Source organism: Bradyrhizobium sp. 1, from assembly GCF_023073315.1.
Taxonomy (GTDB): domain Bacteria; phylum Pseudomonadota; class Alphaproteobacteria; order Rhizobiales; family Xanthobacteraceae; genus Bradyrhizobium.
The window spans coordinates 110470-135681 of sequence record NZ_JADPJH010000002.1; the positions used below are offsets into that span (position 1 = coordinate 110470).

Below are 25212 nucleotides of genomic sequence, written 5' to 3' on the forward strand. Positions count from 1 at the left end.
GCCTTTGTCTTCAAAGCCGAATTTCTAACGCGCATCGCTTTGACCCGTCGGGCAAAACAGGCGCATGATGCCGTCATCGCACCGATCGTCGCTTCGGAGCCTTGATCCACACTTGCTCTGCCCTGACCTGCACCGGATAGAGCCGCAGCGGCGGGCTCGGCCATCCCGCAGTGATCGCCCCGTCGTGCAAATCGAATGATGCGGCATGGCGCGGGCAGAACAGGCGCTTCTCGGCGACATGCCCAAGACCGAGATCGGCCTGTTCGTGCGGGCAGGCGCGTTCGCAGGCGACGACATCGCCCTCGTTCCAGATCACGAGCAGGTCGAACCCGGCGACGCGAACGATCGTCTCTGCCTTCAACCGGCTGAGGTCACAGACCGGAATCCACCCCGTATCCGCGTGGCCATCCGCATCATCCACCGAGATAGGCCTTCCGCACATGCTCGTTCTCGATCAGCTCGGAGCCTGCGCCTGACAGCACGATGCGGCCGTTCTCGAGCAGATAGGCGTGGTCGCACATCTCGAGCGCGGCAAACGCGTTCTGCTCCACCAGCAGCACCGTGGTGCCGGCATCGCGAATGCCGCGGATGATCGCAAAGGTGCGCTCGACGATGTTGGGCGCGAGCCCGAGCGAGGGCTCGTCGAACATGATCAGCCGCGGCCGCGACATCAGCGCGCGCCCGATCGCCAGCATTTGCTGCTCGCCGCCGGACAGCGTGCCCGCCGCCTGCTTGCGCCGCTCGGCGAGTCGCGGAAATTCCGTATAGATGCGGTCGCGATCGGCAGCGATCTCTCTTGAACCACGACGGAGGTAAGCCCCCATGTCGAGATTTTCTTCGACGCTCATGTGTGGAAACACGCGCCGCCCTTCCGGACAATGCGCGATGCCGCTGGCCAGCACGCGCGGCGGCTTCGCCCCGGTGATGTCGGCGCCCTCGAACCGCATCTGGCCGGAGCGCGGCGGCACGAGGCCGGAAATCGCGCGCAGCGTCGTGCTCTTGCCGGCGCCGTTGGCGCCGATCAGCGCGACCAGCTGCCCGGCCTTGACGTTCAGCGAAATGCCGCGCAGCGCGGTGACGCCGCCATAGCCGCACACCATGTCGCGGATCTCAAGCACGCGCCGCTCCATGTCCGAGATAGGCCTCGATCACGGCGGGATCGTTGCGGATCACATCGGGTGTTCCCTCGGCGATGATGCGGCCATAGTTGAGCACGACGATGCGATCCGACACCGTCATCACCATCGGCATATCGTGCTCGACCAGCAGGATGGTGATGCCGCGGTCACGAATGCTGCGGATCAGCTCGACGAACCGGTGCGTCTCCGAGGCATTCATGCCGGAGACGGGCTCGTCGAGCAGCAGCATTGACGGCTCGGCCGCGAGCGCCAGCGCGACGCCGACGAGACGCTGCTCGCCATAGGAGAGCGAGCCGGCCGCGTCATGCGCGCGGCGTTCGAGACCGACCCATTCGATCAATTCGCTCGCCCGCTGCCGCAGCTTGCGCTCCGAGGCGCGTGCGCTGGGCAGCCCGAGGATGGCGTCGAGCAGCCGGACCCGGCCCTGACGATGCAAGCCGATCAGGAGATTGTCGTAGACGGTGTCGTTGGGAAACACGCTGGTGCGCTGGAAGGTACGGATCAGGCCGAGGTCGGCGATCTCGTGCGGCTTCAATCCGTTGAGCGCGGTGTCACGATAGGTGACGCGGCCCGCGCTCGGCGTGAGGAAACCGGTCATCACGTTGAAGGCGGTGGTCTTGCCCGCGCCGTTCGGCCCGATCAGGCTGACGATCTCGCCGTCGCCCACGGTAAAACTCATGTCGGAGATCGCGACCAGCCCGCCGAAGCGGACGGCAACCTGCTCGATCGTCATGGCAACGCTGCGCGCCGTCATCACGCCCGCTCCTCGATGCCGGTCTCGGTGAGCGCCAACGCTTTCGCCCCGCTCCGCCGCCTCGACAAACGCTGCGCCGGCGAAGGCACGATGCCACGCGGCAGCACGAACAGGATCGCCATGAGCACACCGCCATAGGCGATCCACTGCGCCTCCGGCGCCATCACCGGCCGCAGCGCGACCGGCAGCAGCCCGAAGATGAGGCCGCCGACGACGGGACCTGCCAGCGAGCCCTTGCCGCCGCTGATCACCATGATCACCATGGTGACGGTGTTGATGAAGGCGAACACCTCCGGGTCGATGATCCGGATGTAATGCGCATAAAGGCTGCCGGCCGCGCCCGCAATCGCAGCCGAGATCACCGCGGCTATCGTCAGGGTCTTGGTCACGTCGATGCCGACGGAGACGGCCAGCGTCTCGTTCTCCATCAGTCCGCGCATGGCGCGGCCGAAATGGGAACGAACGAGGCGGGCGATCAGGAGATAGGCAATCAGCGCGACGACCAGCACGAAATAGTAGTTCTGCATCTTGGTGCGCAGCGTCAACTCGCCGAAACCGGGCAACGGCAGCGCGATGGACGGAATGTTGGTCAGCGCCAGCGGTCCCTGCGTCAGCTCGACCCAGTTCAGCGCGACCAGCCGCACGACCTCGGCAAAGGAGATCGTCACGATGACGAAATAAGCGCCGCGAACCCGGAACGAGAGCAGTCCGACGAAATAACCGCACAATCCGGCAGCCAGAATCGCGAACACCAGCCCCAGGATTGGCGGCCACGGTTCGTGGACCACGCGAAAGCCTCCGGGCAGGCCGAAATCGAAGCCGAGCGACGTCAGCGCACTCACATAGGCGCCGATGCCGAAGAAGGCGATGTGACCGAGGCTGAGCTGGCCGGTGAAGCCAAGCAGCAGATTGAGGCTCATCGCGCCGATGACGAAGATGCCGGTCGTGATCAGCGCGTTGAGCAGATAGGGATCGCGCAGCCAGAGCGGCACCGAGGCCAATGCTGCGACGGCGAGGATGGTGATGGCTACCTTCATCCGACGCGCTCCGCGCGCGCGAACAGGCCGGTCGGCTTGAAGATGAGGACCGCGATGATGATCACAAAACCCATGGCGTCGCGGTAGCCGGATGAGACATAGCCGGCGCCGAGCTCCTCGGCCAGCGCCAGAATGAAGCCGCCGATCACCGCACCCGTGATGTTGCCGAGGCCGCCGAGGATGACGATCGCGAACGCCTTGACGGCGGCGAGGTCACCCATCTGCGGAAAGATGACGTAGACCGGCCCGAGCAGAGCGCCTGCCGCGGCGGCAAGGCTGGAGCCAATCGCGAAGGTCGAAGTGTAGATCATGTCGACATTGACGCCCATCAGCGAGGCCGTGTCGTGATCCTGGAACGTCGCCCGCATCGCGCGTCCGAGGCTGGTCTTGTTGATCAGCAGATACGTCACCACGATCAGCAGCGCCGCGGCGGCCAGGACGAACAGGCGCAGCCACGATACCGACACCGGTCCAAGCACCAGGGGCGCATCGGGAAACGGCGTCGATACCGATTTGGCGACACCGCCCCAGATCCACAGCGTGCCCGATTGCATCGCGATCCAGGCGCCGATCATGACCAGCATCGTGGTGTCGATGTCGGAGCCGCGCAGCGGCCGCAGCAATGTCAGCTCGATGGCGGCTCCCAGCAGCCACCCGGCCAGCACCGCCACGGGCAATGCCAGGAAGAAGTTCAGTCCGAACTGCTGCACCACGATGAACATGATGTAGGCGCCGAACGTGTAGAGCACGCCGTGCGTGAAATTCACGACGTTCATGATGCCGAAGATCAAGGTCAGCCCGATGCCCAGCAGCGCATAGGTGCCGCCGAGCACGAGCATGTTGACCAGATGCTGGAGAAACTCGCTCAAAGCCGTTCCCGAATAATCCACAATCTGGCGAGAGCGGCGGTATGCCGCCCTCGCCCTTGACCGGACGTCAGAGCGTCTTCATCTCGACCTTGCCGTCGTTGATTTCGATGAGATAGACGTTCGGCTGGCTCTGGCCGCTCTCCTTGCCCTCGGGGCCGGACTTGCGGAACACGATGTCCCCGTTCAGCCCCTTGACGTTGATGTCCCAGAGCGCCGCCTTGATCGCGGCAGGCTCGGCCTTGCCGGCCTTCTCGATCGCGGCTGCCGCGGTGCGGATGCCGTCATAGCCGCGGAAACTCTCGGTGCAGCCGGCGAACTCGAAGCCGCGCTTCTTCCATTCCGTGATGAAGTAGTTGGTCGCCTCCGGGTTCGGCGTCTTGTCCGGGAACCAGGGCAGGAAGGTGGTCAGATGCATGGTGCCGTTGGCGGCTGCTCCCGCCTGGGCGATGATCTGGTCCGGGTTCTGCGAGCCGCCGGTGGTGATGATGCGCTTCTTCAAGCCGAGTGCTGCCGCCTGCTTGAAGATCAGCGTGAGCTGATCCACCGCGGTGGTGACGATGACAGTCTCGGAATCCGAGCTCTTGATCTTGGAGAGCTGGGCACTCATGTCCTGCGCGCCCTGATCCATGGTCTCGACCAGGCCGATGGTGATGCCCTTGTCCTTCATCATCTTGCTGAAATCCTCGGCGGTGCCGCGGCCCCAGTCGTTGTTGATGACGAGGAAGTCGACCTTCTTCAGCGCGAGCTTGTCGACGATGCCCTTGAACGCGGCGGCCTCGATCGCCGAGGGCGGCGAGATGCGGAAGATGAAGGGATTGCCGGTCGTCGTGATCTTGCCGGAGGACGACGTCTCCACCACCATCGGCGTCTCGTATTCCATCAGCTTCGGCATCACCGCGAGCGTCAGGCTCGAGCCCCAGGCGCCCATCAGCACCGGCACCTTGTCGCTGGTGATGAGCTTTTCGGCGACGGCGGCGGCTTCCGTCGGGTTGCTCTTGTTGTCCTCGATGACCAGCTCGATCTTCTTGCCGAGAACGCCACCCTTGGCGTTGATTTCGTCGGCGGCGATCTTGGCACCGTTGACGACGTAGGTACCTGATGCGGCGAAGGCGCCGGTGAGCGGCTCATTGACGCCGATCTTGATGGTCTGCGCCCCTGCCGTGCCGCCGAACAAGGCCGTGGCCAGCGCGATTGTCCCAACCAATCCGAGTGCTCGTGTCATGTTGTCTCTCCAAATCCCACGCTGTTGATGTCTTGCAGTCCAGGTCTTGCAGTCAGGTCTTGCAGTCCAGATCTTGCAGTTCAGGCCTCGCCACTCGGCGCGAACCGCGCCGGTCATTCCGCGCTACCTTTTCCGGTGAAGACGCGGCCAAACATGCGCGCAAGCCGGGCGCGCAAAACGTCCGATGCGATCGACCAGAAGCTGAGCTCGGCCGCCGACCTCGATGGTGCGCCCGACATGTGGCGATCGAGATTTCCCGCGAACTCCGCAATCAGGCGTCTGGCGAGATCGCGCACCAGGCCGGGCCGGCCGAATTGCGCCAGCATTCCCGTGAGCGTGTAGCCGATCGACAGTTCGACGGCGGTCGCAGCGCCGCCTTCGAGCGGAACGAGGCGATAGCGGATTTCACCTTGCGTCGCCGAATGGCTGCGCTGGTCGGTGCCGATCCCGACAATGCGGCCGGCGAGCGTTGCGGGATCGCGTTCGATGCGCGCGGCGCCCTCGAAGGCCGCCGCGATCGGCCCGAGCCTGACGCGGATCGAGCCTTCGACGCGCTCGGGCCTCGGCGGTGCCGTCAGCGATACGCCGGGAAGGCAGGCGGCGATGGCCGCGATATCGTCGAACATCGCGAACACTTTTGCCGGCGGGTGCGGCAGCGTGAAGCGCTGGTCGAGCACAGTTGCCGGAGTGAAGTCCGGGATTCGACCCGGCGTGGCACTCTCCGATGCCGGTGCCAACGCCTGCCGCGCACGTTGCAGTTCTTCTCGGCTGGAGGTGGCTCGCCCCGATCCGGCGGGGCCGAGATGGGTGCGGCCACCATCGGCCTGCGGCGCGATGTTGCGTGCGCGCCGGGCCTCGATGACGGACTGCACGGCCCGCACGATCCCGACATATCCGGTGCAGCGACAGAGATTGCCGCTGAGGCCGACACGAATGCGCCGCTCGTCGGCGTCGGGCAGACGCAGCACCAGGTCGCGCGCCGAGACCAGCATGCCGGGCGTGCAATAGCCGCATTGAAGGGCGTGTTCCCGCGTGAAGGCCGCGCGCAGCTCGGTGGTGACCTCGTCCGCGTCGAGGCCTTCGATCGTGGTGACATCGGCGCCCTCGCAAGCCACCGCATAGGTGATGCAGGAGCGCGCCGGCACGCCGTCGAGCAGCACGGTGCAGGCGCCGCAGACGCCGTGCTCGCAGCCAAGGTGCGTGCCGGTCAAATCGAGCCTCTCGCGCACGAAATCGGCCAGGCTGGTGCGCGGCTCGGCCGACAGCTCGACCGCGCGGCGATTGACGTGAAGCGCGATCATGGTCATGCCGCCGCCTCCAGGACGGCGCGCTTGAGCACGCTGACATGGATATGGCGCTGCGCGGCATCGTCGATGCCGGCCTTGGTCAGAAGCGCATCGGCGACGCTGACGTCGAAACGCTGCTTGTAGTCGGCCGCAATACGCCCGCCGAACAGCTCGGCGGCATCGGTCACGACGATCGGCGTCGTGTCGATTGCGCCGATCACGACGCGCGCCGAAGCGGCAGCCGGATCGACCAGCACCGCGCCGATGGCATGGGCGAACTCGCCGGTCTTGCGGCAGCTCTTGGCATAGCCCCAATGGGACGAAACCGTTCGTGTCGGCACATGAACGGCTTCGACGATCTCGCCGGCACGCAGCGCCGATTCAAGCGCGCCGACGACGAAGGCCTGGATCGCCATGGTGCGCGCACCCGTGAGGCTGCGCAGCGTGACCCGCGCGCCCAAAGCGGCGAGCGCCGAAACCCAGTCCGCGGCGGGGTCGGCGTGGCTGAGCGATCCGCCGATGGTGCCCCGATTGCGCACAGCGCGATAGGCGATGTTGGCCGCGACGGCGCGCATGGCGCCGCGCGTCACGTCGGCCGTGCGTCCGTCCTCGATGTCGGCATGCGTGACCAGGGCCCCGAGCACGAGTTCGCCACCGGAGACCTCGGCACGCTTGAGCTCGGCCAGGCCGGAGATGTCGACGATCAGCTCCGGCTGCACCAGCCGCAGATTGAGCATCGGACCGAGCGACTGGCCGCCCGCGATGATCTTTGCAGAGCCGGTGCTTGCGGCCAGCATCGACAGGGCCGCATCGAGATCGCGCGGGCGCTCGTAGCTGAAGGGCGCCGGCTTCATGCCGCGCTCCTTTCGGCGGCGCGTGCAGCCAGCACGGCTGCGACTACACGATGCGGCGTGATCGGCGACTGCATCATTTCGACACCGAGCGGACGCAGCGCGTCGTTGACTGCGTTGGCGATCGCGGCCGGCGGCGCAATTGCCCCGCCCTCGCCGATGCCCTTCACGCCGAACTGCGTATAGGGCGACGGCGTCTCCATGTGATCGAGGCGCGCGGCCGGCACCTCTGTCGGGCCCGGCAGCAGATAATCGGCGAGCGTCGTCGCCAGCGGCTGACCGGAGGCATCGAACGGCATTTCCTCGTAGAGCGCGGTGCCGATGCCTTGCGCGAGACCGCCATAGATCTGGCCGTCGACGACGAGCGGATTGACCAGCACGCCGCCGTCCTCGACGATCACATAGTCAAGAATTTCCACCTCGCCGAGATCAGGATCGACCGCGACGAGCGCCGCATGCGCGGCGTAGCTGAAGGTGCCGCTGTCGCGCACGGGCTTGTAGCCCTGCGTCACTTCCAGCCCGCCGGGATCGACGTCGGCCGGCAGGTCCTGCGGGCGGCGATACCAGGTGTGGGCGATCGCCTTCAGGCTGACGCTGCCGTTGACGCCGCGCACCTCGCCATTCTGCAACACCACCGCGGCCGGATCGTGCTGCAACAGTTTTGCGCCGATACGTCTGGCGCGTTCGCCGAGCTCGCGGCAGGCAGTCGCCACCGCACCGCCCGCCATCACCATCGAGCGCGAGCCCCAGGTGCCGGTCGAATAGGGCGTCATCGCGGTGTCGCCGAGGATGATACGGATTTTTGCGACGTCGATGCCGAGCATCTCGTGCGCGACCTGGGCGAGCGTGGTCTCCAGGCCCTGCCCGTGCGAATGCACGCCGACGCGCAATTCGAGACCGCCATCCGGCGTCAGCCGTGCGGATGCCTGCTCGTGACCCGGCACCATCGGAATGCCCCAACCGGCATAAACCGAGGTGCCGTGCGCGGCCTGCTCGCAATAGATCGAGATTCCGACGCCGATGCGGCGGCCGTCGGCCTCGCCCTCGCGTTGCCTGACGCGAATGGAATCGATGTCGATCGCGGCCAGCGCGCGGCGCATCGCTTCCGGATAATCGCCGCTGTCAAAATGCTTCCTGGTGATGTTGTCGAACGGCATCTGCTCCGGCAGCACCAGATTGCGCAACCTGACTTCACCGGGCTCAAGGCCGGCTTCGGCCGCGACGAGATCGAGCATCAATTCCAGCGCGAAGCACACGCCGGTGCGCGCCACGCCGCGATAGGGCAGGATCGGGCATTTGTTGGTGGCGACCGAGAAGGTGCGGCAGCGATAGGCCGGCATCTTGTAGGGGCCGGGCAAAATGCTCGCGACTTGCGCGGCTTCGAGACAGGCGGAGAACGGATAGGACGAGTAGGCGCCGGAATCCACCGTCGCCTCGCAATCGATGCCGCGCAACGTGCCGTCTCGGTCGGCATAGAGCGTGATCTTGTAATGATGCTCGCGGCAATTGGAGCTGGCGACGAGATGCTCGCGGCGATCCTCGATCCAGCGCACGGGATGGCCGCGCTGCATGGTCAGCCAGGACAGGCAGACCTCTTCAGGCAGCAAAATCCCCTTGTGGCCGAAGCCGCCGCCGACATCGGGCGAGATGACGCGGATCCGGCCCTCCTCCATATCAAGGCATTCGGCAAGGCCGCTGCGCGTGATGTGCGGCATCTGCGCCGCCGAATGCAGCGTCAGCTGGTCGAGCCGCCGGTCGAACGTCGCGACCACGCCGCGCCCCTCCAGCGGCGACATGCATTGCCGCGCGGTCGAGATCTCGCGCGTCACCTTGATCGGCGCGTCGAATGCTGCGGAAATATCGACCTCGTAATTGGTCTCCAGGAAAACGTTGTCGCCCCAATGCTCGTGCACCAGCGCCGAGCCGGGCTCACGCGCCTTCAGCATGTCGGTGATCGCAGGCAGCTCCTCCAGATCGAGCGTCACGGAGGCCGCGATGTCCTCGGCCTCGGCGCGCGTCGGCGCGAGGCACATCGCGACGAGCTCGCCAACCTGGCGGACCTTGCCGGTGGCGAGCACCGGCTGCTCGGAAATCTTGAAACCCGGAAGTCCCGAGACCGCACGGATCGGCTTGATGCCGACGAGGTCTGCTGCCGTGAACACGCTGCCGCGATGGTGTTCGGGCACGTGGATGCCGCGAATCCGCGCATGCGCCAGCGGGCTGCGCACGAAGGCGACATCGTGCAGGCCGGCGAGCCTGATGTCGGCGACGTACTGGCCGCGGCCGCGCATCAGGCGGTCGTCTTCCTTCCGCGGCAGCCGTGCGCCTACGCCCTGCCCGGAGCTGCCTGAAGGAAACTCTCGCTCGTTGCGCAAATCCGCGCCCTCCTTCACCGCCCGGCCTTACGCCGCGACGGCTTGCGGCAGGATCGGCGCGACCGCGTCGAAGCGGGTGCCGGCGCGCAGGCAGAACGCCGGCTGCAGCAGACGCTCGGCGATCACCTCGTTCTTCTCGTTGTCCTTGAGGACGAAGCGGCCGTTCTTCTCGGAGAGCACGGAGACGTCGGCTTCCATGCCGACCTTGAGCGCGCCGATCTCCTCGCTGCGGCCGAGCATTTTTGCAGCGTTGGAGGTGACCATCGGCACCACCTGCTCCAGCGACAGACCAAGCGCCATCATCGAGCTCATCGCCTGCACAAGACTGAACTTGGCCTGGCCTGCGAACGGATGGTTCTCCTCGTCCTCGTGCTGGTCCGGTGTTCCCGCCGGTGCGGGCACATGGGTGTTGTAGCCGTGAATGTCGGCGCCGAGCGTGGCCGGAACGATGCCGGCGGCGATCGCTTTCTTCGCCAACCGATAGGAGAAGTGGCTGCCGTGACCGACATCGACCTTGAGGCCTCGGTCGAGCGCGGCCTGGATCACCGGATGCACCTCGCCCTCGCGGTTGACGAAGCCGCCGGGATGTCGCGTGAACGGATGGGCGAGAACATCGCCTTCGCGCAACAGCGGGATCACGCGCGTGAGGATGGTGTCGGCATCCTCGCCATTGGCACCGCTCTCGGGCAGGCCCCAGAGCTGGCCGAAATGCACATAGACCGGAAGATCGGCGCGCTTGCCAATCTCCGCCGCCATCTCGATGACGCGAATGCCCCAGCGCGCGAAGCCGCCGATCTCGGCATGGGCCTTGATGCCGCGCACGATGTCGAGATTGGCGGTTGCCGACTTCACGGTCGCGTCGATGTCGACGCCATCGGGGCTATAGAGCTGCGGATAGAAATGCCCTTCAAGCCCGCCGACGAGATAGGCCGACAGGAAAGCATAGACGCGCGTGCGGGACGGCTCGGCGATGAAATGACGAAAGCCGGGCAGCGTCATGCAGGACGGACCGCCCTGGTCGATCACCGTGGTCACACCCGATTGCACGCCGACCATATCGGCGTTCATGCCGAAGCGTCCCGAGACATATTGATAGACATGCGCGTGGGTGTCGATCAGCCCGGGCAGCACCAGCTTGCCGCCAACATCGACGACCTCCTTCGCACTGGTCGGCAGAATATCAGGCGCGACCGCCGCGATCTTGCCGCCGCGAATGGCGACGTCCCTGATGCCGTCCACCCCCGAGGCCGGGCAGATCACGCGACCGCCGCGCAACAGAAGGTCGAAGCTGGCTGTGACGGACATGACGGTCTCCTCTCCTCACACGGGCGATTGCTTCGCGCCCCGGGAATACGAAGCATGCTTCGCATTTCGATATACGAAGTATGCTTCGTATTTTGACAAAAGCAAGCATCATGCCATGATCAAGCGGTGGCGGGCGCTCTCGAATCGAGCTAAGCGCGGCAGGGTTTTGGGTTGGGAGAGCGTGCATTGCGGCAAGCACAGAAGCGTCGCGGCGGGGTCAAGCACCGGCCCTGGCCATTGTCGCAACGTCCCGGCTATTTGATCCGGCGGCTGCACCAGATTCACGTCGCGCTGTTTCAGGACGCCTGCGGCGCGTTCGAGGTCACGCCGCTGCAATACAGCCTGCTCTCGGCGCTGGCGGTGCGCGAAACCGCCGATCAGACCAGTTTGGCGGCCGATATCGCCCTCGACCGGACCACGACGACCGGTGCATTGAAGCGGCTCGCCGCACGAAACCTGGTCGAACGCGCCGTCAACAAGGACGATCGCCGCGCGCGTTTGTGCCGTCTGACGCCGGCCGGTGCCGCGCTGCTGGTCAAGATCGAGGGCGCGGCACGGCGGGCGCATCGCGCGACGCTCGGCGATCTCAGCGAAAAGGAACAGGTGCTCTTCATCGAGATGATGCAGCGCATCGTGGCCGGCAACCCCAGTCGCGACAGCTCCGCTGCCCTATTCGATTAGACGCACCTGCTGCAGTTTTGAGTTGGGCTGCTCAATTTATCATCGTACCACTGCCCGGCCGTGCAACGTCCTCCGCTTCTTGCCAGCTGGCCCGAGCAGAACAGCGCTGCCTCAAACATGCAGCGGCGAGCCGGCGCGCGACGTCGAAGCGCGCTTGAAATTTCAGGTGCAATCCGGCGCGAGGCATGCTGCATCCGGCGTCCGTGCACGCCCCGCTCCGGCCGGTCCGCAACCGATGGCACGATTTATGCTGCGATGATGCGAAGCGTGCTTCGTATTTGGGGGATGTCATGACGGATTCCGAACTTCGCGCTGATATTCACAGCATCGAGCCAATTCCCGATGCGGACCGGGACTCGACCGGGCCGCAGCAGATGTGGATCTGGGCCGGCGCCAACATCGCACCGGTGAACTGGGCGCTCGGCGCGCTCGGTATTATTCTCAAGCTCGGCCTGATGGAGACGATCGCGGTGATCGTGCTCGGCAACATCGTGGGCTGCGCGATCTTCGCCACCTTCACGGTGATGGGACACAAGACCGGCGTCAACCAGATGGTCTTGAGCCGCTCCGCCTTCGGCGTCCGCGGCGCCTACCTGCCCAGCATCCTGATGTTCGTGATGACGCTGGGCTGGATCGGCGTCAACACCTACTTCCCGGTCAAGGTCTCGATGGGCATCCTCGGCCAGTTCGGTGTTCCCGATACCTGGCTGATCGAGATCGTCGTCATCACGCTGGTGATGGTGGTGCAGGTCATGATCGGCATCTACGGCTTCTACGCGATCCGCACCTTCGAAAAATACACGGTGCCGCCGACCATCGCCGTCATGGCGCTGATGAGCGTGCTGGCCTGGACGCGCCCCGGCGTCGTCAACTGGAGCCTGACGACGTCGCTGCCGCCGGGCGCGCATCTGGCGATGCTGACCTTGCTGACGACCGCGATCGGCATCGGCTGGGGTATTTCCTGGGTGACCTGGGCCTCCGACTATTCGCGCTTCGTGCCGCGCAGCGTGTCGTCGAAATCCGTGTTCTGGTACAGCTATGTCGGCATGTTCGTGCCGACGGTCTGGCTCGGCATTCTCGGTGCGACCATCGCCTCGACGACGCTGGACACAGATCCCGCAAAAATGGTCAGCGCGGTGTTCGGCGGTCCCGTCAGCATCCTCGTGCTCCTGATGGTGCTGCACGGCCCGATCGCCACCAACATCCTCAACGTCTATTCGGCGACGCTGGCGGCGCTGAGCGCGGGGCTAAAACTCTCGCGCTTCTGGCTCACCGTCATCGTCGGCCTCGCCGGCTATCTGGTCACGCTGTACTTCATCTTCGCGCCGTCATTCGCGAAAGCGTTCGACAATTGGATGATCAGCCTGTTGCTGTGGATGAGCCCGTGGGCCGGCGTCGTGCTGGCCGACTTCTTCATCAAGCGGAAGGGCAAGATCGAGGTCGCCGAGCTCTATCGCTCGCCGGAGACCAGCGCCTATGGCGACATCAACTGGGCCGGCATGATCGCGTTCTTTGCCGGCCTCGTCGCGGGATGGCTGGTGGAAGACGGTCTGGTCGGCGCGCTGCAAGGGCCGATCTCGACCAACCTGCTCGGCGGCGCCGATCTGAGCTGGCTGTTCGGGATCGGAGTGGCGGGCCTCGTCTATCTCGGGCTCGGCAAGTTCGCGACCTCGCCCTCCCCGGTCGTTGCGAGCAGCGCAGGCAGGTAACGACGCATCATGGACTTCGTTCTGCAATCCACGCCCGGAAATGTCCAATGGGGCCTCTGGGATGGACGATCGAAACCGGTGCTCCGGATCGCATCCGGAGACCGCGTGACGATCGAGACGCTGTCGGGCGAGCCGGACGATCTGCCCGATCCGTCGCTGGGCTATGACATCGTTCCCGGACATGCGGAGGTGCTGGCAAGCACCTTTCGCGGTCCGGGGCCGCATCTCCTCACCGGGCCTGTCTACATCGAGGGCGCGGAGCCTGGTGACGTCCTCGAAGTGCGCGTCCTCGATATCAAGCTGCGCTGCAACTGGGGCTGGAATATCCAGGTCCCGACCCTCGGCACCTTGCCGGAGGATTTTCCCGAGTTCCGCCGCATCCACATTCCCCTGGACCGCGCGCGCAACGTCGCAAAACTCCCGTGGGGACAGGAGCTGCCGCTTGCGCCCTTCTTCGGCAATTTCGGCGTCGCGCCGCCGCCGTCATGGGGCCGGCTGTCCTCGAAGGAGCCGCGCGCGTTCGGCGGCAATATGGACAACAAGGAGCTCGGTGCCGGCAGCACGCTGTATTTTCCGGTGTTCGTGCCGGGCGCGCTGTTCTCGGCCGGCGACGGCCACGCGCTCCAGGGCGATGGCGAAGTCTGCCTGACGGCGATCGAGGCCGCGCTCACCGGCACCTTCGAATTCCACGTCCGCCGCGATCTCCGCCTCACCTCGCCGCGCGCGGAGACGGCGTCGAACTGGATCACCATGGGCTTCGACGAGGATCTCGACGACGCGGCCAAGGCCGCACTGCGCGACATGATCGCGCTGATCCGCGAGAAAAGCGGCCTCAGCGCGCAGGATGCCTATACGCTCTGCTCGGTCGCCGCCGACCTCAGGGTCACGCAGCTGGTCGACGGCAACAAGGGCATTCACTGCGTGCTGTCGAAATCCCGCATGCCGTGACGGCTGCCGGCGGGCTCAGGAGCCCAATCGCCCGACGACCTCGTTGGCGCTGTTTCCCGGCAAATCCCGTTCAGCCCGAGGCAGGCTCCGCCGCCGCACCGGTGAAGTCCAGCACAGGCGCGGCCGCGAGCAGCGCCTTGGTGTAGTCATGCTGGGGATGATCGAATATGTCGTCACGCAAGCCCTGCTCGACGATCTTGCCGCCCTGCATCACCACGACGCGGTCGGCGACCTGCTCGACGGCGGCAAGGTCGTGGCTGATGAACAGGCAGGCAAAGCCGTATTGTACCTGGAGCCGCTCGAACAGTTTCAGCACCTGCGCCTGGATGGTCATGTCGAGCGCAGAAACCGGCTCGTCGGCGACGACGAAGGCGGGCTGGCGCACGATGGCACGCGCGAGCGCGATCCGCTGGCGCTGACCGCCGGACAATTCGTGCGGCCAGCGCTTGCCGAGACCGGCAAGCCCGACCTCGTCCAGCATCGCCTCCAACCGCCTGTCACGCTCGACTGTCGTCAATTGCGGCACGTGCCGCAACGGCTCGGCCACGATGTCGCCGACGCGCATGCGCGGGTCGAGCGAGGAATAGGGATCCTGGAAGACGAGTTGCGAGGCGAGACGGAAGTCGCGATCGAAGGCCGTTGTTACGTCCCTGCCCCGGAATCTGATCTCGCCGCCCGATGTCGGGATCAGCCGCAGCATGGCGCGGCCGAGCGTGGTCTTGCCGGAGCCGCTACCGCCAACCACGGCGACTGTCTCTCCGGCAGCGATATCGAGATCGACGCCGCCAACGGCAGAGACGCCGGTATCGCGGCGGAACAATCGCTGCCGCCCGGCGAAACCGACCTTGAGGCCTCGCACGCTGACGAGGGGTTCGCCGCCCTGTCGTACCTTGGTCGTGGCGCCGCGGCGCGGCAGGGCCTCGACCAGCCGTTTGGTATAGGCGTCCTGCGGCGAGAACAGAATTTGCCGGGTCGTGCCGGTCTCGACCATCTTGCCCTGGCGCAGCACCAGCGCGCGCTGCGCATAGCGCGACACCAGGCCGAGATTGTGGGTGATCAGCAGCACTGACGTGCCGTGGTCGCGGGCGAGCCCGACCATAAGGTCGAGCACCTCGCGCTGGGTCAGGGTGTCCAGCGCAGTGGTCGGCTCGTCTGCGATCAGGAGTTTCGGCTTCAGCAGCATCACCGACGCCAGCATGATGCGCTGGCGCATGCCGCCGGAGAATTCGTGCGGATAGGCGTCAAACGTCCGCTCGGGATCGCGGATCTGCACCCGCGCGAGCATGTCGAGGCAGCGGCGCCTGATCTCGCGCTTGCCGAGCCGCTCGTGCAGGCCGAGCCCTTCCGCCATCTGTGCACCGACGCTGATGGCCGGATTGAGCGAGACCATCGGCTCCTGGAACACCATGCCGACAACCGGCCCGCGCAGCGCCCGCATCTGTCGCGCGGAGACGTTCGCGAGATCGACGTCATCCAGCACAATGCGGCCGCCGGCCTTGCGCAGCCCCGGCGGCAACAGGCCGAGCACGGCGCGTGCCGCCGCCGTCTTGCCGCTGCCGGATTCGCCAACGACGGCGAGGAATTCGCCGCGCTCGACCGCGAAGGAAACGTCCTCCACAATCACGGCCTTGCTGGCCGACACTTCGATCCGGAGATTCTCGACCGACAGCAGCGTCATCCGTGCGCCATCCTGGGGTCGAGGCGATCGCGCAAGGAATCGCCGAGCAGATTAATGCCGAGCAGTGTGAGCGCGATGCACAGGCCCGGCGCGATCGAGAGCCAGGCCGCCGTCTCCATGAACGGGCGGCTCGCCGCCAGCATGTTGCCCCAGGTCGGCGCCGGCGGCGGCACGCCAAGGCCGAGGAAGCTCAGCGCGCTCTCGGCCAGCAGCACCCAGCCGAACATGCTGGTCGCGAGCACCGCGACCGGCGCCATCGCATTCGGCATCACGTGGCGGATCATCGAATAGACTTCGGAGTTGCCGATCACACGCGAGGCCTCGACATATTCCTTCTCGCGGATCGACAGCACGGTGCCGCGCACCACGCGGACGACCGAAGGGATGTAGGCAAGGCCGAGCGCCAGGATCAGCCCAACCTTGTTGGCGCCGACCACGATCATCACGGCCAGCGCCAGCAGGATGCCGGGGAACGCGAGCAGCGCATCGTTGACCGCCATAATGACGCGGTCGGCCCAGCCGCGGATGTAACCGGCCGTGCAGCCGACCACCATGCCGGCCCCGATCGCCAGCAGCACCGTGACCAGAGAAATGATCACGCTGGCGCCTGCACCGACCATGATGCGGCTCAGCACGTCCCGGCCGAATTCATCGGTGCCGAGCCAGTGGACAGACGACGGCGCCTGCAGCCGCGCGCGCAGATTGATGCGCAACGGATCGAACGGCGTCCAGAACGCCCCTGTGAGGGCCGCGCCGAGCAGGAGCGCCATCAGGGCGCCGCCGATCGCAGTGTTGGCGCGCATCCTCATGCCACCGTCACCCTGGGATCGAACAGCGGATAGCAGAGGTCGACGATCAAATTGACCACGACGTAGATCACGGCCGTGAAGAGCAGGCAGCCCTGCACGACTGGATAGTCGCGCGCGAAGATGGAATCGACCAGGAGGCGGCCGAGGCCGGGCAGTGTGAACACGGTCTCGATCACCGCGATGCCGCCGAGGAGATGGCCGAGCACGAGGCCGATTAGCGTCCAGGTCGGCGCGAATGCATTGGGCAGCACGTGCCGGGCAAGCACGCGCCATTCCGGCACGCCCTTGGCGCGCGCATGCGTGACATATTCGAACCTGAGCACCTCGATCGAGGCGGCGCGTGCCATCCGCGTGAGTACGCCGATCTCCACCATCGTCAACGTCGCGATCGGCAGCACGATGAAACTTGCCGCCTGCCAGAAGTTTTCCGCGAACGGCACATAGCCGATCACCGGCAGCCATTTCAGCTTGAGCCCGAACAGCAGCAACAGCAGCAGGCCGAGCCAGAAGCTCGGGATCGATAGCAGCAGCGTGGCGCCCCCGACGACGGAGAGATCGACCAGACTGTTCTGCTTCCACGCTGCGACGAGGCCCGCCGGAACCGCGATGCAGGCAGCAAGCCCAACCGCCACCAGCACGATGACGGCGCTGACCTGGAAGCGGTCGAGGATCAGCGGCAGCACCGCGAGGTTGTTGGTGATGGAGTGCCCGAAATCGCCGGCGGCGAGCTTTGCGATCCAGTGGATGAACTGGACCGGGATCGGCTGGTCGAGGCCTAGCTGGGCGCGGAGCTGCGCCGCTTGCGCGGGATCGGCGGCATCGCCGAGCATCACCTGCACGGGATCGCCGGGGATGAGCCGGACCAGCGCAAACACGGCGATCGCGACCAGCAGCAGCGTCGGGATCGTCATGGCCAGCCGTCGTGCGAGGTAACCCAACATGGTGCGCCCCTTGCCTACTGAACCGTGACACCCCAGAACCGCGGCTGCGGATAGAGCCAGCCGGCATAGCCCTTGATGCCCTTGCGCAACGCCGTCAGCTCGGCACCGTTGAACAGCACGATCATCGGCACGTCGGCAATGAAGCGCTTGTGCATCTCGTCGAACAGCGTCTGTCGCTTGGCCGTATCGTCGATCATCATGGACTGGCGCAGCATCTCCTGCGCCTCCGGATTGTCCCAGATCTTGCGCGGCTGCGTCGCTTTCGGCCCAGTCAGCATCTCGAAGCTCAAGGAGGGATCGAGCCGCGCCGAATAGACGAAGGCCATCGACTGGTAGTCGCCGCGGTTATAGCGGTCGAGCTGCGCCGCCCAGTCCAGCACCTCGAGCTCGATATTGATCCCGACGGTCTGCGCCATCGCCTGCACCAGCACGGAGGAATCGAACACGAAGCTGTAGCGCTTGTTGGTGATCATCTTGATTGGCTGGCCGCGATAACCGGCCTCCAGCAGCAGCTTCTTGGCCTCGGCGATGTTCTGCACGTAGCCGTGCGACTGCGGCTCGCTGTAGAACGGGCTGCCGAGCGGCAGCGCGGAATTGTTCGGCCGCGCCGTGCCCATCATCACGGCCTCGACGATCTGCGCGGTGTCGATCGAGAGCGCAATGGCGCGGCGGATCCGCACATCCTTCAGCAGCGGGTCTTTGGTCTGGAACAGGATGCCGGTGAGGCCGAGCGCTGGCGTGATGCTGAGCTGCACCTCGGGACGCGACTTGAGCTCTTCGAGATCGGGAATCGATAGGCTCATGATGACATCGAGCGAACCGCTGAGCAGCCCCGCCTTCGCCGCCGAGCTGTCCGGGATCACGTTGAAGCGCACGCGGTCGACTTTGACGTCCTTGGCGCCGGTGTAACCGGTGCGCGGCTCGCCGCGCGAGACATAGCCGTCGAAGCGGACGATATCGACATATTGCCCCCGCTTCCACTCGGCGAGTTTGAACGGGCCGGTGCCAACAGGAGAAATCCACTTGCCGTCTGCGCCGACGGAGTCACGGTGAATGACAGCGGTCTGGCCGCAATCGGGCCGCGCCAGAGTCGAAAGGAACAAGGCCGTCGGCTGATCGAGCGCAATGATCACGGTCTGCGGATCAGGCGCCTCGACCTTCTCGATCCGCGCGATGCCGGTGGCACCGAATTCGGACAGACAGCGCCATTGCGTCGCCGGATCGAGCCAGCGCTTCAGCGACCAGACCACATCGTCCGCGGTCATGGTCGCGCCGTTGTGGAACTTGACGCCTTGCCGCAGGCGGAACGTGTAGGTCTTGCCCTCATTCGAGACGGCCCAGCTCTCGGCCAGCATCGGACCGACCGAGGTATCGTCACGGAAGGCGACCAGCCCCTCCACCACATGCGCGATCACGCCGTCCGTGTTGGCGTCGCGATTGGTGCCGGGATCGGTCGAGCGGATGTCGGCGTTGAGCCGCGTCCGCAACAATGTCTCGGCGCCGGCTTTCCCCAGCATGGCCAGCAGAGCTAACGCGGCCAGACTGACCGCCCATGCCGGCGATGGCCGCCGCATCACGCCGCCCCCGCCGCAGCCGACCGCTCGAACGCGGCCCGCCCGATTTCGTCGATCTCGAGCCGGTACTCGGTGAACTCGCGATTGAGCGCCGGCAGCGGCGCCGCCTGCATCAACCCGCTCGCCGGCTCCATCAGGATCATCGCCACGGTGGCGCTGAGATTGTTGCTGAGATTGCGGCGCGGCGGACGGCACACCGACCAGGGATAGGCGAACTCGTCGAACAGTGCGTTCTTGACGGTGTCGAAGGTGATGCTGCCGATGTGCGGCTGGAGCAGATCGCGAACGCGAATGTCGCGGTAGAGACTATCGGGCGTATCCTGGATACCGGCGTCCTTGAGCTTGCCAAGCGCAACCGGGCTCACGAAGTGATTGGCGTGCACGAGCAGGCCGTTCTGCGGATGCACCTGAAAGGTCTCATCCGGTGCGCATTCGAAATCGATCGCCACGCCCTCACGGTGGCTGACGATCATGTTGTTCGCCGCGGATTTCTTCGTGCAATAGACCGCACGCATGGCAAGCGCGACATGCTCCTGCTCCAGCACCTTGCGACGGATCAGCGCCAGCGGCACCCCGACCTGGCGATAGTCACGGTCACTTTGGAGATAGTTCGCAGTGATCGCGATGCCAACCGCATTGAAGCCACAGCGACCGAGCGCGCCGGCCTCGGTGAAGGTCATGAGATCAGGACCGTCATCGCGGCGCACCTTCAGCACCACCGCGGTCTCCGCGCATTCGCGCTTCCAGTCCCAGTTCTGGGCGTGGATCAAACGACCGTTGCCGGTCGCCGTCGGCAGCACAACGACGCCGGTGCAGCCATCGGGTTCATCGGGCGCCTTGAGGCGCGCACGGATCTTCGGATCGGCAAGCTTGAGGATCTCCGTGCGGGCGTTGAGCAGAACGACATCCTCGAACGGAACGTCGGCGCCTTCGGCAATGCCGCGCATCTCTTCGATATAGTTCGGATCGAAGGCCTCGATGACGGGCAGATAGTCCCGCACCAACTCGGACACGCCCTTCGCATCGAGCGAGAGCTCCTTCAATTGCGCGAAGTAATGCGTGGTCCCCTTCTTGATGCGGCCCGCCGCCCTCTGTCCGTACTGACGTCCGCGCTCACGGGGCGGACCCGAAATTTCGATCAGGGGGAAGGGTTCGACCATGAGGATGCCAAGTTCCTTTTGCTTTCGCGGAAAGCCTAATGTATTTTGTAATGACATGAAACAAAAATCTTCCGCCCGCGAGCAGGCTTCCCCGAGCCGCCTTCAGCGCGACTTGTCCGCCGGGATCATGGAGCTGATCCGGAGCGAGCGGCTCGCGCCGGGCACGCGGCTTGCCGAAGTCGCGCTTGCCGAGCGCCTTCAGGTCTCGCGCACGCCGGTGCGCGCCGCACTGAAACTGCTGGCGCGGCGCAAGCTCGTGCATGCCGGCACCAGCCGCGGCTATTTCGTCGCCGAGACGGCCCCTGCTCTGCACAAGACGCCGCCAAAGCCGAGCCCCGACGATACAGATCGGCTGTTCCTTGCCATCGCGCGCGATCGCCGCGCCGGCCGGCTCCCAGACGAGGTATCCGAGCGCGACCTGATGCAGCGCTACGATGCGACGCGGCCGATCGTGCAGCGCGTGCTCGCCAGGCTTGCCGAAGTCGCTGCGGTCCAGCGCAAGCCGGGACATGGCTGGCGCTTTCAGCCGACGCTTGCGGATACACAGGCACGCGACGAGAGCTATCGCTACCGCCTGCTGATCGAGCCGGCCGGCCTGCTCGAGCCGGGATTTCAACTCGATCCGGCCTGGACCGCGGAGATGCGGCGCCGTCATCGGGAGATGCTGGCGATGCCGTGGAGCGATACGGCCAGCATCGCGCTCTATGAGATGAATGCGGCCTTTCACGAAGGCCTCGCCGCAGCATCAGGCAACCGCTATCTGCTGGTCGCGGTTCAGCAGCAGAACCGGCTGCGGCGCTTCGGCAATTACGACTGGACCTTCGGCCATGAGCGCGTGATCGTGAACTGCCGCGAGCACCTCGCCATCCTCGACCAGCTCGAAGTCGGCCAGAACGAGGCCGCCGCCGCGCTGCTGCGCCGGCATCTCGAAGGCGCCGCCAGGCTCAAGCGCAGCCCGGCCAGTTCAAACACTCGATCCAAAGCCACCTGACCACGCATAACGCAGCGCTCTACACCGCCGGCAATGCATCGAGGTGGCACGCCACCCACTGCTCGCCTTCGACGGCGCGGAGCGTCGGCTCCTCCGTGCGGCAACGATCGAACACGTAGGGGCAGCGGGTGTGGAAGCGGCACCCGCTCGGCGGATTGATCGGGCTCGGCACGTCGCCCTTGAGGATGATCGGATTGCGCCGGGCGCCGGGCTCGGGCAGCGGCACCGCCGAGAGCAATGCCTTGGTGTAGGGATGCCTCGGCGCGGCAAAGATCTCCCGGCGCGGCGCGACTTCGACGATCTTGCCGAGATACATCACCGCGACCCGATGGGTCATGTGCTCGACGATGGCGAGGTCATGGCTGATGAACAGCAGCGCCAGGCCAAATTTCTGCTGAAGGTCCTGCAACAGATTGACGACCTGTGCCTTGACCGAGACGTCGAGCGCCGAGACCGCCTCGTCGCAGACGATCAGCTCGGGCTCGGCCGCAAGCGCCCGCGCGATGCCGATGCGCTGGCGCTGGCCGCCGGAGAATTCGTGCGGCCGGCGGTTCAGCGCCTCGCGCGGCAGGCGCACGATGTCCATCAGCTCCGTGACGCGGACCTCGAGATCTTCTTTGGATTTGGCGAGGCCGAAATTGCGGATCGGCTCGGCGAGAATGTCGCGCACACGCATGCGCGGATTGAGGCTGGAGAACGGATCCTGGAACACGACCTGCATGCGGCGCCGCATCTGGCGCATCGTGCTCGGATGTGCATCGTCGATCCGCTGGCCATCGAGGATGACCTGGCCCGCGGTGATGTCGAACAGCCGCAGGATGGCGCGGCCGACCGTCGATTTGCCGCAGCCGGACTCGCCGACCAGCGACAGCGTCTCGCCCTTCGCGATCTCGAAAGAAACGCCGTCGACGGCATAAACCCATTCGGTTTTGCGCCCGAACAGGCCCTTGTTGACCGGAAAATGTTTCTTGAGGTCGTTGACCTGGAGCAGCGGGGGACTCATGCCGCGACGGCTCCCTTGGCAGCGTAATGGCAGGCGGCGATATGGCGCGGCCCCTTCTCCTCGAGCCCCGGCGCATATTGGCGGCAGAGATCGGTCGCAAGCGCGCAGCGCCCGGCAAACACGCAGCCGACGATCGGCTTGCGGAGATCAGGCACCTGTCCGGGAATCTCGGCGAGCCGCGTCGCCGTGCCGTCGAGCGAGGAACCGAGCCTCGGCACCGCGCCAAGCAGGCCTTGCGTATAGGGATGACGCGGCGAACGGAACAGTTCGGCCACCGGCGCCTCCTCGACCTTGCGGCCGGCATACATGACCATGACGCGTTCGGCGATCTCGGCGACGACACCGAGATCGTGGGTGATCAGGATGATCGCTGCGCCGACCCGGCTCTTGAGGTCGAGCATCAGCTTGAGAATCTGCGCCTGGATGGTGACGTCGAGCGCCGTGGTCGGCTCGTCCGCGATCAGGAGTTTTGGATTGCAGGCGAGCGCAATCGCGATCATCACGCGCTGGCGCATGCCGCCGGAGAGCTGGTGCGGATATTCGCGCACGCGCCGCGCCGGCTCGGGAATGCCGACCAGGGTCAGCATCTCGACCGCGTGCGCCTCCGCCGCCTGCTTGTCGAGGCCCTGATGGATCATCAGCGTCTCGCGGATCTGGCGGCCGACCGTCAGCACCGGGTTGAGGCTCGTCATCGGCTCCTGAAAGATCATCGAGATGTCGTTGCCGCGGATGGCGCGCATCTCGCGGTCGGACATTTGCAGCAGATCCTTGCCCGCAAAACGAATGCTGCCGGCGATCCTGCCCGGCGGCTCCGGAATCAGCCGCATCAGCGACATCGAGGTCACCGACTTGCCGCAGCCGGACTCGCCGACGATGGCGAGCGTCTCGCCCTCGTTGACATGGAAGGACACGCCGTCCACCGCGCGGTTGATGCCGCTGGGCGTGCGGAAGTGGGTCTGGAGGTTCTCGACTTCGAGCAGCGCCATCGTGATCAGCCTCTCGACATCAAAGGCTCTTGGCCATGCGCGGATCGAGCGCATCGCGAAGGCCATCGCCGAGCAGATTCACGGCAAGCACGGTGACGGACAGGAAGGCCGCCGGGAAGAACACGATGTAAGGCTTGACCTGCCACAGCGCCCGGCCCTCGGCCATGATGTTGCCCCAGGACGGAATCGTCGGCGGCGTGCCGGCGCCGATGAAGGACAGGATCGCCTCCGTGATCATGGCGCTGGCGCAAATGTAAGTCGCCTGCACCAGCATCGGCGCCACCGTGTTGGGAAGGATGTGGCGCAAAATGATCATCGGCGTGCGCGTGCCGCACGCCACCGCGGCATCCACGTAGGGCTGCTCGCGCAGCGACAGCACGACGCTGCGCACGAGGCGAGAAACGCGCGGGATCTCGGCAACGGTGATGGCCAGGATGACGTTGCCGACGCTGCCGCGCGTCAGCGCCATCAGCGCGATCGCGAGCAGAATCGGCGGGATCGACATCAGGCCGTCCATGAAGCGCATCAAGATGCCGTCGGCCCAGCGGATGAAGCCGGAGACGATGCCGATGGCAAGACCGACCGCGGAGGCGCAAATCGCAACTGATAGTCCGACCGTGAGCGAAACCCGCGCGCCAAAGAGCACGCGTGAATAGATGTCGCGGCCGAGCACATCGCTGCCGAACCAGAAAGCGGCCGATGGGGCACGCGTGCGCTTGGCGGGCGCGAGCGCGGTCGGGTCGACTGTCCCGAGATAAGGCGCGAAGATCGCGATCAGGACGAGAGTCAGCAGCAGCGCGCCGCCGATCGCGACGGTGGGATGGCCACGGAGGAGGCCGATGAAACCGCGCCGGATCACGACCGGCCGAAGAATCTCCGGCAGTTGCGGCGCGAGGACGAAGCCGGCCGGCATCGCTTGCGGATTGACGGTCATGTCGGTCAATAGCGTATCCTCGGGTCAACGATAGTATAGACGACGTCGATCATCAGATTGACCAACACGTAAACAAAGCTGAACAGCAGTACGATGCCCTGGATGACGGGATAGTCGCGGCGCAGGATCGCATCGATCGTGAGCCGCCCAAGGCCCGGGATCGCGAACACGCTTTCGGTGACGACCGCGCCGCCGATCAGGAGCGCGATGCCGATCCCGATCACGGTCACAATCGGCACCGCCGCGTTTTTCAGCGCGTGAACGAACAGGATGCCGCCTTGCCCGAGGCCCTTGGCCCGCGCGGTGCGGATATAATCCTGCTGCAACACTTCGAGCATGGTGGCACGGGTGATGCGCGCGATCAGCGCGATATAGACGCAGCCAAGCGCGACCGCCGGCAGGATCAAGTTCTGCAGCCACGGCCAGACGCCCTCCGTGAGCGGCGTGTAGCCCTGCACGGGAAGCCATTCGAGCTCGAGCGCGAAGATATAGGCGAGGACATAGCCGACGACGAAGACGGGCAGCGAGAAGCCGAACACGGCGAATGCCATGATGGCGCGGTCGATGAAGCTGCCGGCCTTCCATGCCGCCACCACGCCGAGCGGCACCGCGATCACGATCGTGAGAAAAAGCGTGACCATCATCAGCGACAGCGTCGGTCCGAGACGCTGGCCTATCATCGTCGAGACCGGCAGATTGGTGAAGATCGAGGTGCCGAGATCGCCGTGCAGGATGCGCCAGACCCAGCTTCCGAACTGGATCAGGAAGGGCCGATCGAGGCCGAGGCTCTGGCGGATGCGCTCCACATCCTCCGGGCTTGCCTGGTCGCCCGCGATCACCACGGCCGGATCACCCGGCGCGATGTAGAGCAGGCTGAACACGAACAGCGCGACGATTGCCATCACTGGCAAGGTCGAGACGATACGCCGGAGGATGTAAGAGAGCATCTGGCTTCAGCGT

23 protein-coding genes are annotated in these 25212 nt (G+C 65.6%); 4 read left to right on the forward strand and 19 right to left on the reverse strand.

Going from position 1 to position 25212, the window contains the following annotated elements; all coding sequences use genetic code 11:
• Positions 1 to 73 precede the first annotated feature (73 nt).
• From IVB29_RS00520 to IVB29_RS00565, 10 genes are all read right to left on the reverse strand, one after another.
• A complete protein-coding gene (locus IVB29_RS00520; RefSeq protein ID WP_247501427.1) occupies positions 74 to 421 on the reverse strand; it encodes a Rieske (2Fe-2S) protein in 348 nt (115 codons plus the stop codon).
• Entirely contained in the window at positions 414 to 1118 is a 705-nt protein-coding gene (locus tag IVB29_RS00525) for an ABC transporter ATP-binding protein (RefSeq protein WP_247501428.1), read from the reverse strand. The genes IVB29_RS00520 and IVB29_RS00525 overlap by 8 nt, the downstream gene beginning before the upstream one ends.
• Positions 1111 to 1893: an ABC transporter ATP-binding protein gene (locus IVB29_RS00530; protein ID WP_247501429.1), complete on the reverse strand. Its 783-nt coding sequence runs from the start codon at positions 1891 to 1893 to the stop codon at positions 1111 to 1113. The genes IVB29_RS00525 and IVB29_RS00530 overlap by 8 nt, the downstream gene beginning before the upstream one ends.
• On the reverse strand, positions 1893 to 2930 hold the full coding sequence (locus IVB29_RS00535; protein ID WP_247501430.1) for a branched-chain amino acid ABC transporter permease: 1038 nt from the start codon (positions 2928 to 2930) through the stop codon (positions 1893 to 1895). Before IVB29_RS00535 ends, IVB29_RS00530 begins: the two co-directional genes overlap by 1 nt.
• A complete protein-coding gene (locus IVB29_RS00540) occupies positions 2927 to 3799 on the reverse strand; it encodes a branched-chain amino acid ABC transporter permease (protein ID WP_247501431.1) in 873 nt (290 codons plus the stop codon). Before IVB29_RS00540 ends, IVB29_RS00535 begins: the two co-directional genes overlap by 4 nt.
• 67 nt (positions 3800 to 3866) lie before the next feature.
• Positions 3867 to 5021, reverse strand: a complete 1155-nt coding sequence (locus IVB29_RS00545) for an ABC transporter substrate-binding protein (RefSeq protein ID WP_247501432.1) — start codon at positions 5019 to 5021, stop codon at positions 3867 to 3869.
• A gap of 113 nt (positions 5022 to 5134) precedes the next feature.
• Positions 5135 to 6328 carry a 2Fe-2S iron-sulfur cluster-binding protein gene (locus tag IVB29_RS00550; RefSeq protein ID WP_247501433.1) on the reverse strand — a complete coding sequence of 398 codons (1194 nt, stop codon included), beginning with the start codon at positions 6326 to 6328 and terminating at the stop codon, positions 5135 to 5137.
• Positions 6325 to 7161, reverse strand: coding sequence for an FAD binding domain-containing protein (locus IVB29_RS00555; protein ID WP_247501434.1), 837 nt, complete (start codon positions 7159 to 7161; stop codon positions 6325 to 6327). Before IVB29_RS00555 ends, IVB29_RS00550 begins: the two co-directional genes overlap by 4 nt.
• Positions 7158 to 9551, reverse strand: a complete 2394-nt coding sequence (locus tag IVB29_RS00560) for a xanthine dehydrogenase family protein molybdopterin-binding subunit (RefSeq protein WP_247501435.1) — start codon at positions 9549 to 9551, stop codon at positions 7158 to 7160. Before IVB29_RS00560 ends, IVB29_RS00555 begins: the two co-directional genes overlap by 4 nt.
• 9 nt (positions 9552 to 9560) lie before the next feature.
• Positions 9561 to 10838 carry an amidohydrolase/deacetylase family metallohydrolase gene (locus IVB29_RS00565; RefSeq protein ID WP_247501436.1) on the reverse strand — a complete coding sequence of 426 codons (1278 nt, stop codon included), beginning with the start codon at positions 10836 to 10838 and terminating at the stop codon, positions 9561 to 9563.
• 237 nt (positions 10839 to 11075) lie between these two features.
• On the opposite strand from IVB29_RS00565, the gene IVB29_RS00570 reads away from it, so the two are divergent.
• The 3 genes from IVB29_RS00570 to IVB29_RS00580 all read left to right on the forward strand — a co-directional run bounded on the left by IVB29_RS00570 (position 11076) and on the right by IVB29_RS00580 (position 14176).
• Positions 11076 to 11519 carry a MarR family transcriptional regulator gene (locus IVB29_RS00570; protein WP_247501775.1) on the forward strand — a complete coding sequence of 148 codons (444 nt, stop codon included), beginning with the start codon at positions 11076 to 11078 and terminating at the stop codon, positions 11517 to 11519.
• A gap of 290 nt (positions 11520 to 11809) precedes the next feature.
• Positions 11810 to 13228 carry a cytosine permease gene (locus tag IVB29_RS00575; protein WP_247501437.1) on the forward strand — a complete coding sequence of 473 codons (1419 nt, stop codon included), beginning with the start codon at positions 11810 to 11812 and terminating at the stop codon, positions 13226 to 13228.
• 9 nt (positions 13229 to 13237) lie between these two features.
• Positions 13238 to 14176, forward strand: coding sequence for an acetamidase/formamidase family protein (locus IVB29_RS00580; protein ID WP_247501438.1), 939 nt, complete (start codon positions 13238 to 13240; stop codon positions 14174 to 14176).
• A 70-nt stretch (positions 14177 to 14246) separates the two neighbouring features.
• Here the strand turns inward: IVB29_RS00580 and IVB29_RS00585 are convergent, their stop codons facing one another.
• Genes IVB29_RS00585 through IVB29_RS00605 form a run of 5 tightly spaced genes read right to left on the reverse strand, consistent with a single transcriptional unit; the run spans position 14247 to position 20338 of the window.
• Positions 14247 to 15854: an ABC transporter ATP-binding protein gene (locus tag IVB29_RS00585; RefSeq protein ID WP_247501439.1), complete on the reverse strand. Its 1608-nt coding sequence runs from the start codon at positions 15852 to 15854 to the stop codon at positions 14247 to 14249.
• Entirely contained in the window at positions 15851 to 16663 is an 813-nt protein-coding gene (locus IVB29_RS00590) for an ABC transporter permease (RefSeq protein WP_247501440.1), read from the reverse strand. The genes IVB29_RS00585 and IVB29_RS00590 overlap by 4 nt, the downstream gene beginning before the upstream one ends.
• Entirely contained in the window at positions 16660 to 17604 is a 945-nt protein-coding gene (locus IVB29_RS00595) for an ABC transporter permease (protein ID WP_247501441.1), read from the reverse strand. The genes IVB29_RS00590 and IVB29_RS00595 overlap by 4 nt, the downstream gene beginning before the upstream one ends.
• A 14-nt stretch (positions 17605 to 17618) precedes the next feature.
• On the reverse strand, positions 17619 to 19121 hold the full coding sequence (locus IVB29_RS00600; protein ID WP_247501776.1) for an ABC transporter substrate-binding protein: 1503 nt from the start codon (positions 19119 to 19121) through the stop codon (positions 17619 to 17621).
• 56 nt (positions 19122 to 19177) lie between these two features.
• On the reverse strand, positions 19178 to 20338 hold the full coding sequence (locus IVB29_RS00605) for a C45 family peptidase (RefSeq protein ID WP_247501442.1): 1161 nt from the start codon (positions 20336 to 20338) through the stop codon (positions 19178 to 19180).
• A gap of 55 nt (positions 20339 to 20393) precedes the next feature.
• Here IVB29_RS00605 and IVB29_RS00610 point away from each other — a divergent pair, with 55 nt between their 5' ends.
• Complete coding sequence (locus IVB29_RS00610) at positions 20394 to 21329, forward strand: GntR family transcriptional regulator (RefSeq protein ID WP_247501443.1); 936 nt, start codon at positions 20394 to 20396, stop codon at positions 21327 to 21329.
• A 19-nt stretch (positions 21330 to 21348) separates the two neighbouring features.
• On the opposite strand, the gene IVB29_RS00615 is transcribed toward IVB29_RS00610, so the two are convergent.
• From IVB29_RS00615 to IVB29_RS00630, 4 genes are read right to left on the reverse strand one after another with little or no spacing between them, the layout of a single operon-like run.
• Positions 21349 to 22332 (reverse strand): oligopeptide/dipeptide ABC transporter ATP-binding protein, encoded by a 984-nt coding sequence (locus tag IVB29_RS00615; RefSeq protein WP_247501444.1) that lies wholly within the window; start codon positions 22330 to 22332, stop codon positions 21349 to 21351.
• Positions 22329 to 23318 carry an ABC transporter ATP-binding protein gene (locus IVB29_RS00620; protein WP_247501445.1) on the reverse strand — a complete coding sequence of 330 codons (990 nt, stop codon included), beginning with the start codon at positions 23316 to 23318 and terminating at the stop codon, positions 22329 to 22331. The genes IVB29_RS00615 and IVB29_RS00620 overlap by 4 nt, the downstream gene beginning before the upstream one ends.
• A 19-nt stretch (positions 23319 to 23337) precedes the next feature.
• Positions 23338 to 24261, reverse strand: coding sequence for an ABC transporter permease (locus IVB29_RS00625; RefSeq protein WP_247501446.1), 924 nt, complete (start codon positions 24259 to 24261; stop codon positions 23338 to 23340).
• Positions 24258 to 25199 carry an ABC transporter permease gene (locus IVB29_RS00630; RefSeq protein WP_247501447.1) on the reverse strand — a complete coding sequence of 314 codons (942 nt, stop codon included), beginning with the start codon at positions 25197 to 25199 and terminating at the stop codon, positions 24258 to 24260. Before IVB29_RS00630 ends, IVB29_RS00625 begins: the two co-directional genes overlap by 4 nt.
• Positions 25200 to 25212 lie beyond the last annotated feature (13 nt).

Bases quoted from the DNA above. Each gene is read 5' to 3' on its own strand.
- IVB29_RS00530 (WP_247501429.1), bottom strand. From the start codon at position 1,893: ATGACGGCGCGCAGCGTTGCCATGACGATCGAGCAGGTTGCCGTCCGC.
- IVB29_RS00535 (WP_247501430.1), bottom strand. From the start codon at position 2,930: ATGAAGGTAGCCATCACCATCCTCGCCGTCGCAGCATTGGCCTCGGTG.
- IVB29_RS00545 (WP_247501432.1), bottom strand. From the start codon at position 5,021: ATGACACGAGCACTCGGATTGGTTGGGACAATCGCGCTGGCCACGGCC.
- IVB29_RS00550 (WP_247501433.1), bottom strand. From the start codon at position 6,328: ATGACCATGATCGCGCTTCACGTCAATCGCCGCGCGGTCGAGCTGTCG.
- IVB29_RS00555 (WP_247501434.1), bottom strand. From the start codon at position 7,161: ATGAAGCCGGCGCCCTTCAGCTACGAGCGCCCGCGCGATCTCGATGCG.
- IVB29_RS00565 (WP_247501436.1), bottom strand. From the start codon at position 10,838: ATGTCCGTCACAGCCAGCTTCGACCTTCTGTTGCGCGGCGGTCGCGTG.
- IVB29_RS00575 (WP_247501437.1), top strand. From the start codon at position 11,810: ATGACGGATTCCGAACTTCGCGCTGATATTCACAGCATCGAGCCAATT.
- IVB29_RS00580 (WP_247501438.1), top strand. From the start codon at position 13,238: ATGGACTTCGTTCTGCAATCCACGCCCGGAAATGTCCAATGGGGCCTC.
- IVB29_RS00585 (WP_247501439.1), bottom strand. From the start codon at position 15,854: ATGACGCTGCTGTCGGTCGAGAATCTCCGGATCGAAGTGTCGGCCAGC.
- IVB29_RS00590 (WP_247501440.1), bottom strand. From the start codon at position 16,663: ATGAGGATGCGCGCCAACACTGCGATCGGCGGCGCCCTGATGGCGCTC.
- IVB29_RS00595 (WP_247501441.1), bottom strand. From the start codon at position 17,604: ATGTTGGGTTACCTCGCACGACGGCTGGCCATGACGATCCCGACGCTG.
- IVB29_RS00600 (WP_247501776.1), bottom strand. From the start codon at position 19,121: ATGCTGGGGAAAGCCGGCGCCGAGACATTGTTGCGGACGCGGCTCAAC.
- IVB29_RS00605 (WP_247501442.1), bottom strand. From the start codon at position 20,338: ATGGTCGAACCCTTCCCCCTGATCGAAATTTCGGGTCCGCCCCGTGAG.
- IVB29_RS00610 (WP_247501443.1), top strand. From the start codon at position 20,394: ATGAAACAAAAATCTTCCGCCCGCGAGCAGGCTTCCCCGAGCCGCCTT.
- IVB29_RS00615 (WP_247501444.1), bottom strand. From the start codon at position 22,332: ATGAGTCCCCCGCTGCTCCAGGTCAACGACCTCAAGAAACATTTTCCG.
- IVB29_RS00620 (WP_247501445.1), bottom strand. From the start codon at position 23,318: ATGGCGCTGCTCGAAGTCGAGAACCTCCAGACCCACTTCCGCACGCCC.
- IVB29_RS00630 (WP_247501447.1), bottom strand. From the start codon at position 25,199: ATGCTCTCTTACATCCTCCGGCGTATCGTCTCGACCTTGCCAGTGATG.